The organism is Dyadobacter frigoris (assembly GCF_005280585.1).
Lineage (GTDB): Bacteria > Bacteroidota > Bacteroidia > Cytophagales > Spirosomataceae > Dyadobacter > Dyadobacter frigoris.
Genome location: NZ_SZVO01000008.1, coordinates 187441 through 204751, shown reverse-complemented (window position 1 = coordinate 204751; position 17311 = coordinate 187441). Strand labels below are relative to the sequence as shown.

16 protein-coding genes are annotated in these 17311 nt (G+C 39.1%); 5 read left to right on the top strand and 11 right to left on the bottom strand.

The window, feature by feature from the left end; genetic code table 11:
- Positions 1 to 27: 27 nt before the first annotated feature.
- On the bottom strand, positions 28 to 1713 hold the full coding sequence (locus FDK13_RS18065) for a C45 family autoproteolytic acyltransferase/hydrolase (RefSeq protein WP_137341416.1): 1686 nt from the start codon (positions 1711 to 1713) through the stop codon (positions 28 to 30).
- Between the two features lie 119 nt (positions 1714 to 1832).
- Here FDK13_RS18065 and FDK13_RS18060 point away from each other — a divergent pair, with 119 nt between their 5' ends.
- Both FDK13_RS18060 and FDK13_RS18055 read left to right on the top strand, forming a co-directional pair.
- Positions 1833 to 2456, top strand: coding sequence for a 4'-phosphopantetheinyl transferase family protein (locus tag FDK13_RS18060; RefSeq protein ID WP_137341415.1), 624 nt, complete (start codon positions 1833 to 1835; stop codon positions 2454 to 2456).
- Between the two features lie 60 nt (positions 2457 to 2516).
- Positions 2517 to 4994, top strand: a complete 2478-nt coding sequence (locus FDK13_RS18055; RefSeq protein ID WP_137341414.1) for a PIG-L family deacetylase — start codon at positions 2517 to 2519, stop codon at positions 4992 to 4994.
- Positions 4995 to 5019: 25 nt separating this feature from the next.
- Here the strand turns inward: FDK13_RS18055 and FDK13_RS18050 are convergent, their stop codons facing one another.
- From FDK13_RS18050 to sufC, 9 genes are all read right to left on the bottom strand, one after another.
- A complete protein-coding gene (locus tag FDK13_RS18050) occupies positions 5020 to 6129 on the bottom strand; it encodes a vWA domain-containing protein (RefSeq protein ID WP_137341413.1) in 1110 nt (369 codons plus the stop codon).
- Positions 6130 to 6222: 93 nt separating this feature from the next.
- Complete coding sequence (locus tag FDK13_RS18045) at positions 6223 to 6651, bottom strand: BrxA/BrxB family bacilliredoxin (protein WP_137341412.1); 429 nt, start codon at positions 6649 to 6651, stop codon at positions 6223 to 6225.
- A 123-nt stretch (positions 6652 to 6774) separates the two neighbouring features.
- Positions 6775 to 7086, bottom strand: coding sequence for an SUF system Fe-S cluster assembly protein (locus FDK13_RS18040; protein ID WP_137341411.1), 312 nt, complete (start codon positions 7084 to 7086; stop codon positions 6775 to 6777).
- Positions 7087 to 7146: 60 nt separating this feature from the next.
- Positions 7147 to 7566, bottom strand: a complete 420-nt coding sequence (locus tag FDK13_RS18035; RefSeq protein ID WP_137341410.1) for a SufE family protein — start codon at positions 7564 to 7566, stop codon at positions 7147 to 7149.
- Positions 7567 to 7569: 3 nt separating this feature from the next.
- Positions 7570 to 7860: a type II toxin-antitoxin system RelE/ParE family toxin gene (locus tag FDK13_RS18030; protein WP_137341409.1), complete on the bottom strand. Its 291-nt coding sequence runs from the start codon at positions 7858 to 7860 to the stop codon at positions 7570 to 7572.
- Positions 7848 to 8036, bottom strand: a complete 189-nt coding sequence (locus tag FDK13_RS18025) for a hypothetical protein (RefSeq protein ID WP_137341408.1) — start codon at positions 8034 to 8036, stop codon at positions 7848 to 7850. Before FDK13_RS18025 ends, FDK13_RS18030 begins: the two co-directional genes overlap by 13 nt.
- Positions 8037 to 8095: 59 nt before the next feature.
- Positions 8096 to 9322 carry a cysteine desulfurase gene (locus tag FDK13_RS18020; RefSeq protein WP_137341407.1) on the bottom strand — a complete coding sequence of 409 codons (1227 nt, stop codon included), beginning with the start codon at positions 9320 to 9322 and terminating at the stop codon, positions 8096 to 8098.
- A gap of 86 nt (positions 9323 to 9408) precedes the next feature.
- Positions 9409 to 10728: a Fe-S cluster assembly protein SufD gene (gene sufD / locus FDK13_RS18015; protein WP_137341406.1), complete on the bottom strand. Its 1320-nt coding sequence runs from the start codon at positions 10726 to 10728 to the stop codon at positions 9409 to 9411.
- Between the two features lie 85 nt (positions 10729 to 10813).
- Positions 10814 to 11578, bottom strand: a complete 765-nt coding sequence (sufC, locus tag FDK13_RS18010) for a Fe-S cluster assembly ATPase SufC (RefSeq protein ID WP_137341405.1) — start codon at positions 11576 to 11578, stop codon at positions 10814 to 10816.
- Positions 11579 to 11840: 262 nt separating this feature from the next.
- On the opposite strand from sufC, the gene FDK13_RS18005 reads away from it, so the two are divergent.
- Both FDK13_RS18005 and ctlX read left to right on the top strand, forming a co-directional pair.
- Entirely contained in the window at positions 11841 to 13295 is a 1455-nt protein-coding gene (locus FDK13_RS18005; RefSeq protein ID WP_137341404.1) for an arginine deiminase family protein, read from the top strand.
- A 71-nt stretch (positions 13296 to 13366) separates the two neighbouring features.
- On the top strand, positions 13367 to 14323 hold the full coding sequence (gene ctlX, locus FDK13_RS18000) for a citrulline utilization hydrolase CtlX (RefSeq protein ID WP_137341403.1): 957 nt from the start codon (positions 13367 to 13369) through the stop codon (positions 14321 to 14323).
- 82 nt (positions 14324 to 14405) lie between these two features.
- Here ctlX and FDK13_RS17995 read toward each other — a convergent pair whose 3' ends face one another.
- Positions 14406 to 14864, bottom strand: coding sequence for a hypothetical protein (locus tag FDK13_RS17995; protein ID WP_137341402.1), 459 nt, complete (start codon positions 14862 to 14864; stop codon positions 14406 to 14408).
- Between the two features lie 278 nt (positions 14865 to 15142).
- Here FDK13_RS17995 and FDK13_RS17990 point away from each other — a divergent pair, with 278 nt between their 5' ends.
- A complete protein-coding gene (locus FDK13_RS17990) occupies positions 15143 to 17206 on the top strand; it encodes a TonB-dependent receptor (protein ID WP_137341401.1) in 2064 nt (687 codons plus the stop codon).
- Positions 17207 to 17311: the final 105 nt, after the last annotated feature.

Sequence of the window (17311 nt, the reverse complement as noted above, 5' to 3'; positions counted from 1 at the left end):
AAAATTTCGATCTGCTGAAATCTATTTTCAAGATTTACCCTTTTTACATGCTTCAATTTTGGCCTGTATTGCAGTAATTTCATTTTTAGAAGAAACTACATGCTGCAATGATTCCTGATAATACCCGATAGCTTTATCGTAGTTCTTCTTTTTTTCATAATATTCTCCCAAGGTCAGGTAGGTCACATAACTTTCCCGATTATTACTCACCATTGCATACTCTTCCTTGGCCGACATTTTGTAAGGAACGCCCAGCATGACATACTTATAGATTTTTTGCTTTGTAACTTTGAAAGCTTCAAACCTTCGGTAAGCATCCGTAGTTAAAAATGGATCAGCCTGAATAGCGAGAGAATCAATGGAATGAAATGTTTCCGGATGGCTAAAAACGTCTTTCAGATCATAACAAATAAAGGCACCCAGCTGATAAGGCGGCGTAGAGATCCAGAGTTTTCTTTCCGACGGCTTGAAAATAATCCCATGATGTGCGATAAGCTGATTTAACGATCTCGAATTTCCGTAACCGATAAAAGTATCATTCACACCCTCTTTATTACGCAAAATATCAGCAGCTTCCTGAACATCCACCGGATAGGAGCGCACCATAAGCTGGTTCATCCTGTCAAATCTTGCCTTTGAATCGGTATCCGCTATGTTTTTCAAATTGACCGAATCTTTGATAAACGCAGTTCCCTGGTAATGATTCGCACAAACCAGATAGTCAGATGCTGACGAATATAAATCCATTTTCGTTGGCGACTTTTCAATAATTGCTGCTTTATTATCCTGTGCAGAGCCTATCAAAAGTGACTCTGAAACAAATGTGTCACGTTTTTTTGCTATCGCATTTGCTTCTTCAATGGTGGATGCATATTGTAAAATTTCCCTTGCCAGCAAAGAAATCGGCTCCTTGGCGCCGTATGGAATATCAGATTTTGAAGCATTTAAAGTTACCGTAATTCCCTTTTCGTTAATTCCGGAAACTACGCCCGTTAAACCTGCCCAGGCATAGGAAGCGAATTTGTAACCTTTGTCAGGATTGACAAAAACGATCAGCTTATCCTCAGCAAAAGCATCACCCATGTAAAAATCAAAGTTTCTTCCAATCAAAAGACTTGAATCAGCCGAAAGCGAATTGTTGACCGCAAAAGAAGTACAGCCAACCATATTCAAATCCGTCAGCGCGTGTCCTATATCGTGCGCCGCGTGATAGTTTAAAATGCGGTAATATTTTGGGCCGATATAATTAAACTTATCAGAAAAAGATTGAGAAACTCCATAGATTTCCTCCAAATTTTCGTCCTGAATATATTTGTAGATATCTTTATTAAACCAGGCGACAAAACCTTTTAGCACCTGTAAAAAAAAAGCATTAGGAATAATTTCCCTGATCTTGGCAACGAAGTGAACTTCCTGCTTTTCCATCAGCTCCTTCGCCAGAACTCCATAAATAAGACCACGTTCATAAGGACTTCCTTCCAGATACATTTCCCAAATGCCATATTTATTCTTTTTAAGCCAGCAGTTATCAACTTTATAATGATCCGCCCCGAGTTGAATACGAGTATAACTTTCAGGGGTTTTATTACTTGCTATCTTTGGCGTGGGTAACTTCACAGCCCAGATAAAAAGGCCAAAAATCAAACCTGCGATTAACAGGATAATACTTACTGATTTGAGAATGGTACGCGCTAATCTATTTTGGGGCCACATATACTTTGCTGGGAATTTCAAATTCGGGAGTAAATTTCGTTAAACATAACATTTTGAGAACTTAAAATTTCTTCTCATAAATTTACTCCTTTTCAATAACGCATAAAATTACAAATTAAATGGGCTTGGTCTACAAAAAGGTATTGAGCGGGAAAGCACTTCTCGGATTATGGGAAATTACTGAATCGCTGGAGGATTTATTTGCAACTGCGCAAATGTCTCGTTCCCAACAAGAAAAACTACTGAAAAAGGTCAATACAAAAAGGAAGAGAGAGTCGTTGGCGGTACAATGTTTAGTAAATCAAATGCTTGACGAAAATTCGGAAATTAGTAATAATGAAGATGGAAAACCATTTTTGCCGAATAACGATTACCATATTTCCATTTCTCATTCAGAAAAATATGCGGTTGTTTATTTAGATAAAGGAAAATCAGCTGGTGTTGATATTCAGAAAGTAAAACCGGATATAGGTAAAGGGATTGACTTTTTCCTGAACAGCAACGAGCAATTGTGGGTTGCTAAGACCGATTTCATTCTGATTAATATTCTCTGGTCTGCCAAGGAATCGGTTTATAAATATGCCGGAATAAAGGATCTTGATCAAAGAAATGCAATATCGGTAAATTCTTTTTCCGCGAAACCTGAAGGAATAATGACTGCCACTTTTAATGAAGAAAACCCGGAAACTATATCGATTCATTATGAAGTCTTTGAAGATTACGTCCTTACCCGTACATTGTAGTACGAAAATCGAACATTTGCGAAATCCCGTGCAAGACAATACCAAAGCCCAAAATCCCTTATGAAAAAAATTACGATTGCAGTTTTACTTTTTATCTCTTTCCAGATCCGGGCGCAGGTTCCTACCCTATCTTCCAGTGAAATTTATCAGGGCATAAAAAAATTAAACGTTCTCGGATCGGTGTTGCACATTGCTGCACATCCTGATGACGAAAATACCTTAATGTTATCTTACATGTCAAAAGATCAACTGGTCCGGACTGGTTATCTTTCTTTGACCCGAGGTGATGGCGGACAAAACCTTATCGGTGCGGAACAGGGTGCCAATATTGGAGTAATCCGAACTCAGGAATTGTTGGGCGCTCGTAAAATTGATGGAGCTACTCAGTTTTTTTCCCGCGCATATGATTTTGGTTTTTCAAAAACCAGAAAAGAAACATTGAATTTCTGGGATCAAAATAAAGTTTTAGGTGACGTTGTCTGGATGATCCGTAAATTTCAACCCGACGTAATCATCACACGATTCCCGCCAGATCCTCGTGCCGGTCACGGCCATCATCAAACATCCGCTTACCTTGCAGAAGAAGCTTTCAAACTAGCAGCCGATCCTAATGCCTATCCTGATCAATTGAAATTTGTAAAAACCTGGCAGGCAAAAAGATTGGTTTGGAATACGTTCACACCTGGTTTTACCAACAAGCAACCCGAAGGTGAAAAAAATCCATTTATCTCTCTTGAAATTGGCGGCTACAATTCGGTCCTTGGAAAATCTTATACTGAAATAGCTGCGGAAAGTCGCAGTCAGCACAGAAGCCAGGGATTTGGCAGCGCGCCGGTACGGGGTGAAAGAATTGATTATTTTCTGCACAAGGAAGGTACGCCTGCAAAAAGCAATCTTTTTGACGATGTGGATATTACCTGGAAACGGGTTGACGGAAGCCAGAAAGTTCAGGCATTGGTTTCCGATGCGATCAGGAATTACGACATCAGCAATCCGTCCGAGACTGTTCCTGCATTATTAAAAATCAATCAGGAATTGACAAAACTGGACTCAGCTAATATCTACGTAAAAGCTAAAAAACAGGAAATTTCTGATTTACTTGTTCAATGTCTTGGGTTATTTTTTGAAACTAACCCGGTTGAATTTTCTTCCGTTGCAGGTGATCTGGCAGATATAAAAGTGACGGTAGTTAAGCGTTCAAAATATCCCGTTAAGTTAATTTCTCTAAACTGGACCGGTGTTAAATCTGACAGTATTTTGAATCTGATCTTAGGCGAAAATGAAATGAATGCTTTCAATAAGAGAGCTGTTTTGCCGTCAGATTTAAAGACCACTCAACCTTACTGGCTTCTAAAACCGATTGATAAAGGTATTTTCCAAATTGATAATCAACAGGATATTGGCTATCCGGAAAACAGACCGGAAACAAAAACAGATTTTGTTTTTGATGTTGATGGACAAAAATTTACTTATTCCAGACCTTGGACTTATAAATTCACCGATCCCGCTTCGGGAGAAATTTATCGTCCTTTTGAAATTCGTCCGACAATTACAGCCAACATCAATGAGCCTGTTTTCATCTTCCCAAACACAACGTCAAAAACATTAAGTGTCATGGTGGAAGCACAAAAAAGTTTGGTAAAAGGTATTTTAAAACTGGATTTGCCAAAAGGCTGGAAATCGGATCCGGCCAGTGTAAATTTTGATATGACAGAAAAATATCAGGAACAGACTTATACTTTCAACATCACGCCGCCTGCAAAAAATGAAGAAGGGATAGTAAAAGCAGTCGCGATTGTCGATGGAAAAAACTATGACAAATCAATAAAAACTATCGATTACCGCCATATCCCAAGCCAAACCTTATTTCCTCCCGCAGAAGCAAAACTTGCCAAACTGGATGTAAAAACGACAGTGAAAAATATCGGCTACATTGCGGGTGCAGGTGATGATGTGCCAATTGCATTACGGCAAATGGGTTGTACTGTTACTATGCTTAATGAATCAGCACTTTCCAAAGATTTAAGCGGTTATGATGCCATTGTTGTCGGAATCAGGGCTTATAACACGGAAAACCGCCTGACCTATTATCAGGAAAAATTGATGGAATATGTAAAAAATGGGGGAACGATGGTTGTGCAATATACAATTCCCCAACGTATGAAAGTAAAGCAAATCGGGCCTTATCCACTTCAGTTAAGTCAGGATCGTGTGGCAGAAGAAGATGCTGAAATGCGTTTTCTGAAACCTGAACATGCGTTATTAAACTACCCAAATAAAATCACGCAGAAAGATTTCAATGGCTGGATACAGGAAAGAGGTTTATACTTCGCAAGCGACTGGGACAAATCAAATTACGAAGCGATTTTTTCCAGTAATGATACCGATGAGAGCTTGAAAGAGGGAAGTGTACTTTATGCTAAATATGGCAAAGGACATTATATCTACACCGGACTTTCCTTTTTTCGGGAACTTCCTGCTGGTGTTACAGGTGCCTATCGCCTGTTTGCCAATATGATTTCAGTAGGTAAGAAATAAAAAAATAACCGGTTTTAAAAGCCGGTTATTTCATATTTTTTCTGCGGTTTCTCTGGAAATCTTCCAGTACAAATCCGCCTAAACCTTGAAGATTACTATAATAAGCCCGTCCATTATTTACTTTGGTAAAGTTTTGCACGAATTGCTTCAAATAGGGATCCGTCGCAATCATAAAAGTAGTAACCGGAATTTCCAAACGGCGGCATTGCGCAGCCAGGGTTAAAGTTTTACTAATGATCTTCCGATCCAGACCGAAACTGTTTTTATAATATTTAATACCTTCTTTCAAACAAGTAGGCTTACCGTCGGTGATCATGAAAATTTGCTTGTTTCGGGTTTTCTTACGGCGAAGAATATCCATGGCAAGTTCAAGTCCGGCAACGGTATTGGTATGGTAAGGACCGACTTCCAGATACGGCAGATCTTTTAATTGGATCTGCCACGCGTCGTTTCCGAAAACGATAATGTCCAATGAATCTTTTGGATATTTTGAACGGATCAACTCAGCCAAAGCCAACGCAACCTTTTTCGCCGGTGTTATTCTGTCTTCACCATATAAGATCATGGAATGGCTGATATCGATCATCACAACCGTTGCAGTAGTTGTTTTTTGCTCACGCTCAACAACTTCCAGATCGTTTTCCATCAGCATAAAATCACCAATTCCGTGATTTACCTGTGCATTTTTGATGGATTCTGTCATCGCAATCTGATCGAGTGTGTCACCGAACTGGAATTGACGAATATCACTGCTAAGTTCATCACCCGTTCCCATGTAAGGCGTGTGATGGTTCCCTCCTGATTTTGATCTTTTCAGTTTTCCAAAAATCTCATCCAAAGCACTTTTACGGATGCTTTTTTCAGCTTTTGGCGTCATGATCAGCTTACTTTCACCTTCGCGTTTTTCTTCTGAAATGTATCCCTTTTTCTTTAAATCATCGAAAAAGTCACCAATTCCATAAGAATCGTTTGTAAGATTATATTGTCTGTCCAACTCGCTTAGCCATGACATAGCTTCGCTTACGTCACCTGATGTCATCAGCAGCAACTGCTGAAAAATATCAAAAAGCTGATCAAACTTGTTATTCCCTGTTTGCTCGGCTGGTACAAATTTGCTGAAACGATGTCCTTGCATAAAACTCAGATTTGAAAAATAAATCTACAAAAAACAGACGGCTACTTTCGAATAATTTTGAAAGTAGCCGTTTAAAATATCAGAAAGAATTAATTATGCTTCTTCTGCACAAAATTCTTCGTATGCCATTTGCAAATGCTGAGCAATCATTTCAGCAGAACGGCCTTCAATGTGGTGACGTTCAACAAAATGGATCAACTCACCATCTTTGAAAAGAGCGACCGCAGGAGATGACGGAGGATACGGCAAAGTATATTCACGCATTTTCGCAACAGCCTCAGAATCGAAACCAGCAAAAACAGTCGCCAATTGATCTGGCTTCACTTCACTGCGTTCCAAAGATGCTCTCACACCCGGACGGGCAGCACCAGCAGCACAACCGCAAACTGAATTGATCACTACCAAAGCAGTGCCTTTCATGTTTTGCATGAAGTTGTCTACTTCTTCCGCACTTGTCAAATCCTGAAAACCGACATTAGTCAACTCCGCCTTCATAGGCGCTACTAACTGTGGAGGATACATATTTTCTTAAAGTTTAAAGTTAGAATTTGATTAGCTCGTAGTCATTAGCAAATTCGCCTCTGGCTATATAAATTGTTATTATCTTAGGTTTGATTGCCGACAGCTGAAAGCCGACGGCCATAATCACATAAATCCCAGTTCAAGTTTCGCTTCTTCCGACATCATTTCAGTCGTGTAAGGAGGATCAAAAGTAAGCTCGATACTTACGTCATTCACACCTTCAACTTCTCTGATTTTTTGCTCAACTTCACCAGGCAAAGTTCCCGCAGACGGGCATGAAGGCGAAGTCAATGTCATTGAAACGAATACATTATTAACCGGAAATATTTTCAAATCGTATATCAGACCAAGCTCGTAAACATCGACCGGAATTTCCGGATCATAAACCATCTTGATCGCCTTGATAACCTCTTCACGTAATTCTGATTCGCTCATTTCTTTTTTAGTTATGATAACAGCAAGTGAAGCGTCTTAGTTTTCACTTTTGATATTTTTTTAATTGGCAGCCTGATAAGCGATTCCGTAAGCTCTCATTTGTTTCAGCATTGACGCCAGTCCATTCGAACGGGTTTGTGCCAAATGTTGATGCAAGCCCACTCTTTCCAGAAAATAAAGGTCTGCACTTGCAATTTCTTCGGGTGTATGTCCCGACAAAACTTTTACAAGCATACCAATCAAACCTCTTGTAATAATCGCGTCACTATCAGCTTCAAATTTCAAAAGATCACCATCCTTGTATGCATTTAACCACACTCTGGACTGGCAGCCTTTTATTATATTTTCTTCGGTTTTGTATTGTTCCTGCAATGCCGGAAATTGTTTTCCGAGATCAATAATGTACTCGTACTTGCTATCCCAATCATCAAACAATTCAAAATCCTCGATTAGTTCGTCTTGTGCTTCGTTAATTGTCATAATTTAAAATTCTGATAATGGCCTTAATGAATGTCTTATTGCCATAATCTCAATTACATTATTCTTTGCAACATTATATATAACACGATACTTGCCTACTAAAATCTCTCTAATACTAGTTAATCTTGTTTCCGGAACCGTTCTTCCCATATTTGGGAATTTTTCAAGAAGTTCGATTTTACTAAAAACATCATTGATCCACTTTTTAGAGTAAGACAAAGATTCTGAATTCAATCTAAGAAAAATTGTATCTAAATCTTGTCTGGCTTCTTCGGACCAATTTATTCGAGCCATTTTTTATAGGCATTTTTCACTTCTTCGTGTGTATGAAACTCTCCGCTATCCAACTGCTTTCTTGAACGTTCAATTTTAGATAACAAAATGATTTGTTCAATCACTTGCTCTACTTCCAAATTATCTGGCATTGCTTCAAGCGACTCTATCAATATACTTTTAGGAATTGTTTCCATTTTCTGAATAGTAAATAGTTTACCTAATGAAATATACAAATAATTAAGAAAAAATCAGATCAACCCAACATCTTCTTCGCCTTATGAAGTCCTTTGATCAAACCATCAATTTCTTCAATCGTGTTGTAAACAGCAAAAGAGGCACGGGTGGTTCCTAAAATTCCTAAACGTGACATTAAAGGTTGTGTGCAGTGATGACCCGTACGAACTGCGATTCCCTGGTTGTCCAGAATCACAGCAATATCCTGATGATGCAGCCCATCAATCACAAAAGAAAGTACACTGACTTTTTCCTTAGCCTGACCGATAATCCTCAATCCCGGAATTTCCTTCACCGCTTCTGTCGCATACAAAAGCAGATCATTCTCATGTTTGGCGATGTTTGGTTTCCCTAATGTATCCACATAATCGATCGCATATTTCGCAGCCACAACATCCGCAATATTCGGTGTTCCCGCTTCGAATTTATAGGGCAATTCGTTGTAAGTTGTTTTTTCAAACGTTACTTCCTTGATCATTTCACCGCCGCCACGGTAAGGAGGCATCGCCTCAAGCAATTCTTTTTTGCCATACAAAATACCCATTCCTGTTGGTCCGTATATTTTATGAAGAGACAAAGCGTAAAAATCGACATCCAGCGCCTGCACGTCAATAGTCAAATGTGAACTCGCCTGAGCGCCGTCAAGTAAAACCTTCGCTCCTACTTTATGCGCTTTTTCGATAATTTCAGCTACCGGATTTATCGTTCCAAGAGCATTTGAAACATGCACAACCGAAACAAATTTCGTTTTCTCCGAAAGCATTTTTTCGTATTCATCCATCAAAAGTTCTCCCTCATCATTGATCGGGATCACTCTTAAAACGCAGCCTTTTTCTTCACAAAGCATTTGCCACGGAACAATGTTCGAATGATGTTCCATCGTGGAAATGATAATTTCATCTCCTTCTTTCAGAAATTTACGTCCGTAAGTTTGTGCTACCAGATTAATACTATCGGTTGTGCCGTAAGTAAAAATAACTTCCTCAGACAGCTCAGCATTAATAAATTTCTGTAATCTGCGACGCGATTCTTCAAAAGCCGCTGTTGCTTTTTCTGCTAAATGATGAATTCCACGGTGAATGTTGGCATTATAATGTTCGTAATATCCCGACAGCGCATCCAGTACAATACGAGGTTTTTGTGTTGTAGCGGCATTGTCAAAATACACAAGTTGTTTTCCGTTAACGATCTCATTAAGAATAGGAAAATCATTACGAATGGACGCTATATCTGGGAAATTAGTCATTTTAATGAAGTATTAAGAAAAATGCCCAACCCAATTGAAGAGAAGGCTGGGCATTATAATAAGTATTTGTAAAAACAGAACGAGAATTAGTTCTTAGAAAGTTTCTCTGCAATTACATTTTCAAGATATTCCCGAATTGAATCGATTTTGATCTGGGAAACTACATCTGCACAGAACGCAAACATCAAAAGTGACATCGCTTCCGGCTTGGAAATTCCACGTGAACGCATGTAAAATAATGCTTCCTCGTCGATTTGTCCGGTTGTAGTCCCGTGTGAACATTTCACATCATCAGCAAAAATTTCAAGCTGAGGTTTTGTGTACATCGTCGCGTCAGTTGACAAAACGATATTTTTACAAGACTGAAATGCATTGGTTTTCTGAGCATCAGGACGAACAAATATTTTCCCGTTGAAAACACCTTTCGACTTATCCCGCAAAATTCCTTTATATAACTCGTTACTTTCAGAATTTGGTTTACAGTGATCCGCAACCGTATGGTTATCAACATGCTGTGATCCATCCGGGAAGTAAAGTCCGTACATATGCGCCTCACAATGTTCACCATCAATAACAATGTTCAGATTGTTTCTTGTAAACTTTCCGTTCAACGTTACCGTAGCCGCGTAAAAATGAGATTTCTCCAGCATACGAACCTGGGTAGTTCCGATATGATAAGCATTTTCACTTTCATTCTGCACTTTGTAATATTCAACACCGGCCTCTTCACCTACATTAATTTCAGTAACAACATTCGTAAAAGAACGTTCGTCACCAATGGTCCTGAAAGCTTCCGCAATTTTCACATGCGCATTTTTTCCAACAGCGATGATATTACGCGGCTGACTTCCAACATTTTCTACACGTGCGTCACTAACAAAACGAAGAATTACCGGATGCTCAACAGTCTGATTGTTTGGCACATAAATAAAAACTCCGTCGTGAGCAAAAGCAGTATTTAGGGAAGTAAATGCATCCGTATCATTTTTCACCAATTCATCAAAATAAGAATTGACAAGATCCGGATTGTTTTTGTAGGCATTTTGTAAAGAATCTATAATGATCTGATCCGTAGAAGAAACCACCGTAGAAAGTGCGGGATTGTAATGACCGTTTACAAAATACAATATATTGGCAGCCTGCTCCGGCATTTTCAGATCAATAAGATCCTCAGCCGAAAGCGTGTCGCTTGTATTAAAGTTATAGGAAGCACTGATCAAGTCACGAACATTGCTGTATTTCCATTCTTCGTTTTTAGGCGTTGGGAAACCCAATTCCTCAAACTGAACAATGGCAGCACGTTTTTTCTGGTGAAAAGCAGATTTTGCTTCACCATTCATCACGGATTCCCGTGCGTGAAAATCAGTGATTAATTTCGTTCTTAAATCTATTGTTTCGGTACTCATTCCGTTTTTGGTATTGAAAGTGATGTTATTTGATCAACCCGCTGGTCAATCCAACCATAACCTGAAAATTAAAACTGACAGATTATTAGTTTACTTCCTGAGCCTCAACTTCGGCTTTAATCCAGTCATATCCTTTTTCTTCCAATTCAAAAGCAAGCTCTTTTCCACCGGATTTAACGATTCTTCCTTTGTAAAGTACGTGTACAAAATCAGGAACGATATAATCCAAAAGACGCTGATAGTGGGTAACAACGATCGCAGAACGCTCAGGAGAACGAAGTGAATTCACTCCTTCTGCAACGATACGCAAGGCATCAATATCAAGTCCTGAATCCGTTTCATCCAAAATCGCCAGTTTCGGTTCAAGAACCGCCATCTGGAATATTTCATTGCGTTTTTTCTCTCCACCAGAGAAACCTTCATTCAAAGCACGTTTCAAAAGTGAATCGTTCATGCTAACCAATTTCGCTTTTTCACGTACCATTTTAAGGAAACGTGCCGCATCCAAAGGTTCTTCTCCGTTATATTTACGAATTTCGTTAACCGCAGTTTTCAGGAAATTTATAGTAGTAACACCTGGAATTTCAACAGGATACTGAAAAGCAAGGAAAATTCCTTCTGCTGCTCTTTGTTCTGCTGCAAGTTCTAATAAATCTTTTCCGTCGAAAGTAACCGTTCCTCCTGTTACTTCATATTCCTCTCTTCCTGCCAAAACGGATGCCAAAGTGCTTTTTCCTGATCCGTTTGGCCCCATGATCGCATGAACTTCACCTGGTTTAATTTCCAGATTGATGCCTTTTAATATTTCTTTACCTTCTATCGAGGCGCGTAATCCATTAATTGAGAGCATAACTAAATTTATACTTGTATATGTAGTTCTTGGTAAATTTACCGCAAAAGTAGTAAGCTTTGGTCGTATATGAAAATAACCACCCCGGTTCAAAACAAACAATATGATAATACATCTTTATTAACCTTTTTCAAGGCGTCTATGTTCCATAAATATGGATATTTTGAACATACTTTGTTATAAAAGTAGACAAAGCAATCAACAAATATCCCAATTGTAAATTATCCGCGTTACTTTGCGGCCTGAGTTTAAGTTTGATATCATGGTAAAAGCATATAAATCCCTTTCATCCGAAATACATGTTTCCACAGAAGTGGGTACGTTAAGAAGACTATTAATCCACAGTCCGGACCGTGGACTTGGCAAAGTTGTTCCTTCCAAGGCTCAGGACTGGCTTTTCGAAGATATTGTTCATCTGGACACGATGCGAAAAAAGGAATATGATTATTACGTAAAACTGCTTTTATATTTCCTCGACCCTGAAAAGATTAAAGGAAAATTAAAAGAAATAAACGATGACAAATCCCGCTCTTTTTATATTCCGGGCTCTGAAAACTATTTTAATTCAGACAAAGTCGTTGACATTCAGAAGCTTTTGGCAGAGATTTTGCTTGATGCAAACATCAGAATCAAGTTAACGGCAGCGATTTACGGGATTGAACGCTGTTCGTATCAAACACAAAATGAACTAAATACTTTTGACGCGAACGAGCTGGCGAAAATCTTTATTTCCGGCTCGCTTTCTGATAAGCGGATGTTGTTTGCTCCTTTGCCCAATCTGATTTTCATGCGCGACATCGGGATTGTTATCAATGATCACATTTTGCTAAACAAACCAGCGAAATCTGCACGAACGAGAGAATCCATTTTAGCACAATTTATTTTCTTTCACCATCCGATGTTCGCCTCTTTTAAGGACAACATTATCGAAATCCCGGAAAATGAGCGGCATTTTTTGCTTCCTGATGATGAAAAAGTAAGTGATTACCAACGCTGTACTTTGGAAGGCGGCGATGTGATGATGGTCGCGCCAGGACATTTGCTGATCGGTTGCAGCGAGCGTACCTCCGTTTATGCTGCCCAGCAAGTGATGAAAATATTGTTTGAGAAAAATGTGGTAGAAAAGATCTCGATCATAAAAATTCCAAAAAAACGGGATTACATGCACATCGATACCATTTTCACACAGGTCAAAAATAACGTCTGGGTTTTACTAAGCAGTATCGGCAGACTTGGCGACGAAGCGAAAAAGAAAGATGTTTTGCATTTCTTCGCTCCCAAGGTTTCGAATCCCGAATTTCAGATTTTCCAATTCATAAAAGGTGAAGAACAAAATCCGGTTGAGATTGAAAACCTGGAAGATTTGTTGACCGATATCAGTCAAAAAGATCTTAAAAGCGAAGAAGATGTCCAGTTTATTTATTCCGGAAATGATGAATTCCCGTATGGTGAGCGTGAACAATGGACAGATTCATGTAATTTATTAGCAATAAAAAATGGCGTTGTGATCGGTTACGACAGAAATGATAAAACACTGGAAGCTTTTCGGGAAAAGGGTTTCAGGATTATTAAAGCAGAAGATCTGATTGAAAAATTCGAAAATGAAGAATTATTTCCGGAAACTTTGACGGATACGTTTATTACACTTCCATCTGCTGAATTGTCGCGGGCAAGAGGTGGATCGCATTGCATGAGTATGCCCATATTAAGAGATTAAGAACGATTGTAAACCGACTTTTTAGGTTGTAAATTGCATATACTTCTCAATTACTTAAATCATTAACTCCTATGCGCCCGATAGCCACTTCCATTTTCACACAACCACAATCTACCGCCAGGATCATGATGATCCGTCCGGTTCAGTTCGGTTTTAATAGCGAAACTGCCGGAAGCAATGAGTTTCAGCAAAAAGAATATGCCGTAAAAACGAACGAAATCGCGCACGAAAAGGCACAGGAAGAATTTGACCTGATGATTTCGCAATTGTCATTGACCGGACTGGATTTACATATTTTCGATGATACAGACGAAGTTTACAGACCTGATGCCGTTTTCTCAAATAACTGGATTTCTTTCCATCAAAGTGGAAAAGTGGTTTTGTATCCAATGATGGCTGAAAATCGCAGAGCAGAACGCAGACTCGATATTATTGAAGAACTTAAAAAAGACTTTCTGGTTGAAGAAGTTATTGACCTTACGCATTTCGAAAATGAAGGGAAATTTCTGGAAGGCACCGGAAGTATGGTTTTGGATCGTCGCTATAAAATTGCTTACGCCTGCCTTTCACCCAGAACACATCCGGAAGTACTGGACGCTTTTGCGGAAGCACTGGGATATGAAATTGTCACTTTTTCTGCTTCCGATGAAAATGATAAAGCAATTTACCACACAAACGTGCTCATGTGTGTTGGTGATATTTTTGCAATCGTTTGTCTGGAAGCGATTAAAAACCCGGATGAGCGGCTGAAAGTCAGAACCATACTTGAAGACACAAATAAGTACATTATCGAAATCTCTCTGGACCAGGTTAGGCATTTTGCCGGAAATATGCTGATGGTAAGAAATCTGAAAGGCGATAAATTTTTGATGATGTCTACACAGGCTTATGATGCATTAACGGAAAAACAGCATGAAATTTTACTGGATTATGCAAAAATCATTCATACTGACTTGTCCATCATTGAAGGTTATGGCGGCGGTTCTGCCCGTTGTATGATGACTGAAATTCATTTACCGCTGCGATAGAAAATTTTGTTTATCGTAAAACCAAAAACAGTCGGCTCAAATTTTGAGCCGACTGTTTTTCAATATAATATTTTAAAGCTGATTAATCTTTCAAATCTGCTTTGATTTTATCCATTTTGGTACGCGTTTCAGATTTGAAATTGTCCCATTTCTCGTCAGTTTCAGCCTGCATTTTGTTTAGAGATTCTTTCAAATCTTCTTTTTCTTTTTGCAGTTCTATTTTGCGTTCTTTCCACTTGTCTTTTTCTTTGGCAGTCGCTTTATCCATTTTTGCATCAGCCTCTTCTATTTTGTTATCGATTTTACTGATAGCGCCATCGATGTCCGTTTTCATGGATTCCTTTTCATCTTTAAACTTAGATTTGAAATCATCGCCGGCATCCTTCATGTCACTTTTTGCCTCATCAAGGTTTTCTTTTGCGTCATTTTTTGCTGCCTCAGCAGTTTCGTCAGCAGAGTTTTTTGTTTTTTCAGAGCAACTGCTAAAAGTTAACATTCCAATTGTTAACATTGAAGCCACGATCCAGGTTATCTTTTTCATTTTTTTTGTGTTTTAGATTAATATTTGAATTAGCGTAGTAATTCTGATGACAGATTAAAAATATCCTACCAGTCTTTTATTTAATACAAAATCAGCTTTGCTGTGGAAAAACCTACTCATAAAAATCGATTTTAACCAAGAAAACCATCTTCATTCATGTAGAACCTGTTTTAGACGAAAAGTATAATTTTAGTCACAAATGCCTTTCCTTACTACATCCTTGCTTGTTAGTATCCCTTTTAATGGAGAGCTTTGTTCTACATTCCTAACCAAAACTTATGTCACGATATTTATTAATTTCATTTTTTTCCTGCCTGCCAATTTTTCAAAGTTTTGCCCAAACGACGATTCAAAACGACACGCTTACGGCAAAACAACTTGATGAAATAACAGTCAACGCTTTTGAATCAAAAACCAACCGACTTTCAACGACTGCAACGGTAGGTTTACTTACTGCAAAATCAATTGAAAGATTTTCTTCAACTACCTGGACAAATGCAGTTAATGCGATTCCGGGTGTCAGAATGGAAGAAAGATCGCCGGGAAGTTATCGGTTTTCCGTCCGCGGAAGTTTAATCCGCTCTCCATTTGGCATACGTAACGTCAAATTTTACTGGAATGGCATACCTTTCACAGATGCGGGTGGAAATACACCGTTGAATTCGCTGGATTTTGGAGCGGTTCAAAGTATGGAAGTGATCAAAGGGCCCGGCAGCAGCCTCTATGGCGCCGGAACGGGTGGCGTTGTTTTAATGCAAAGCCGTACCGACAATCCTGGCATGAACCGGGTTGAACAAAGTGTTGGCTATGGAAAATATGGGTTTCAAAGCAGAAGTACTACCTTGCAGGTAGGCGATATTTCTGTTCAATATGGTCATCAGGAACAGGACGGCTATCGTAAGCAAAGTGGAATGGTACGTGATGCTATCCGTTTTACATCAAATAGTAAAGTTGGCAAAGGAACACTTTCTCTGCTTGGTATGTATTCGGATCTAACGTACCAGACTCCCGGTGGAATTACCCTGACCCAATATAAAACAGATCCAAAACTTGCCCGCCAATCCTCTCAGACAGTGCCAGGAAGTGAAGCGCAACATGCTGCCATTTATACCAAGTTCGCTCTTTTGGGAGGCAATTATTCTATTGCTCTTAACGATAACTGGATACAAAGTACAGCGCTTTATCTGACGACTAATGATTTTGCCAACCCGTTTATTTCCAATTACGAAAAACGCGATGAACAAGGCTTGGGCGGAAGAAATATCTGGCAGAATACTTCGCAAATTGGCAATGTAAAGACAAACTGGACGACGGGTTTTGAATGGCAATACAGCAAATCCGCACAAAGAAATTATGACAACCTTGCAGGTATTCCAGGAAAACAACAAACTGTTGAAGATGTTCGGACAAGTGCATTAACTGCTTTTACACAACTGGAAGCGGTTCTTTTTTCGGACTTAACCGTCACAGCAGGTGTAAGTTATAATACATCAAAATATAAATACGAACGTTTCTTCGCACTTCCTTATAGTAAAGAACAAAGGACTTTTGACGGGATTTTTGTTCCGCGATTTGCCCTTAACAAAATCATTGCCAAAACCTGGGCCGTTACTGCCTCATACAGCAGCGGTTTCTCCCCTCCTACTTTGCAGGAAGTTCGTCCGTCAGCTGGTGGGTTTCACAGAGATCTTGAAGCAGAACGTGGCATGAATACTGAAATCGGTATTCGTAAAATCAGTAACAGGATTACAGCGGAAGTTAATGTTTATCATTTTGGCTTGAAACAAACCATTGTCAGAAGAACAAACGAAGCGGGTTCAGAATATTTTATCAATGCGGGAAAAACAAAACAAATTGGTTTGGAATGGAACCTTGGATATGACCTCATAACCAATCCAAAATCACCTGTTTCATTAAGAATCTGGGATTCAGGAACCTACACCAAATATACCTACGACAACTACCAGTCGGGTGATGTCAACCTTAGCGGAAAACTGATTCCCGGAATTCCAAGACTTATTCAAACTACTGGTCTCGATGCAAAGTTCAAATACGGATTTTCATTTTACGCCACGTATCAGCACGGCAGCTCACTTTATCTGAATGATGCGAACACTGTAAAAAATACGCCTTACAACCAATTCACAGCCCGCGCTGCCTGGAAAAAAAGCTGGGGAAATCATTTTTACAGCGAACTTTCTGCCTCTGCTGAAAAAGTTAATGCCGCTATTTACAGCCTTGGTTATGACTTAAACGCATTCGGAAGCCGCTACTACAACAGTGCTCCAAAAAACAATCTTTGGGCTGGCGTAAAAGTTGGATGGGAATGGAAGAAGAGATAATTGTTAATGGTTAATGGTTAAGGGTTAAGGGTTAATGCTGGCGGTTTGGGATTTTTCGACTTGTTCTATCTATTTGCTTTTTGGGTAGTTTCTTGGGCTAGTTTT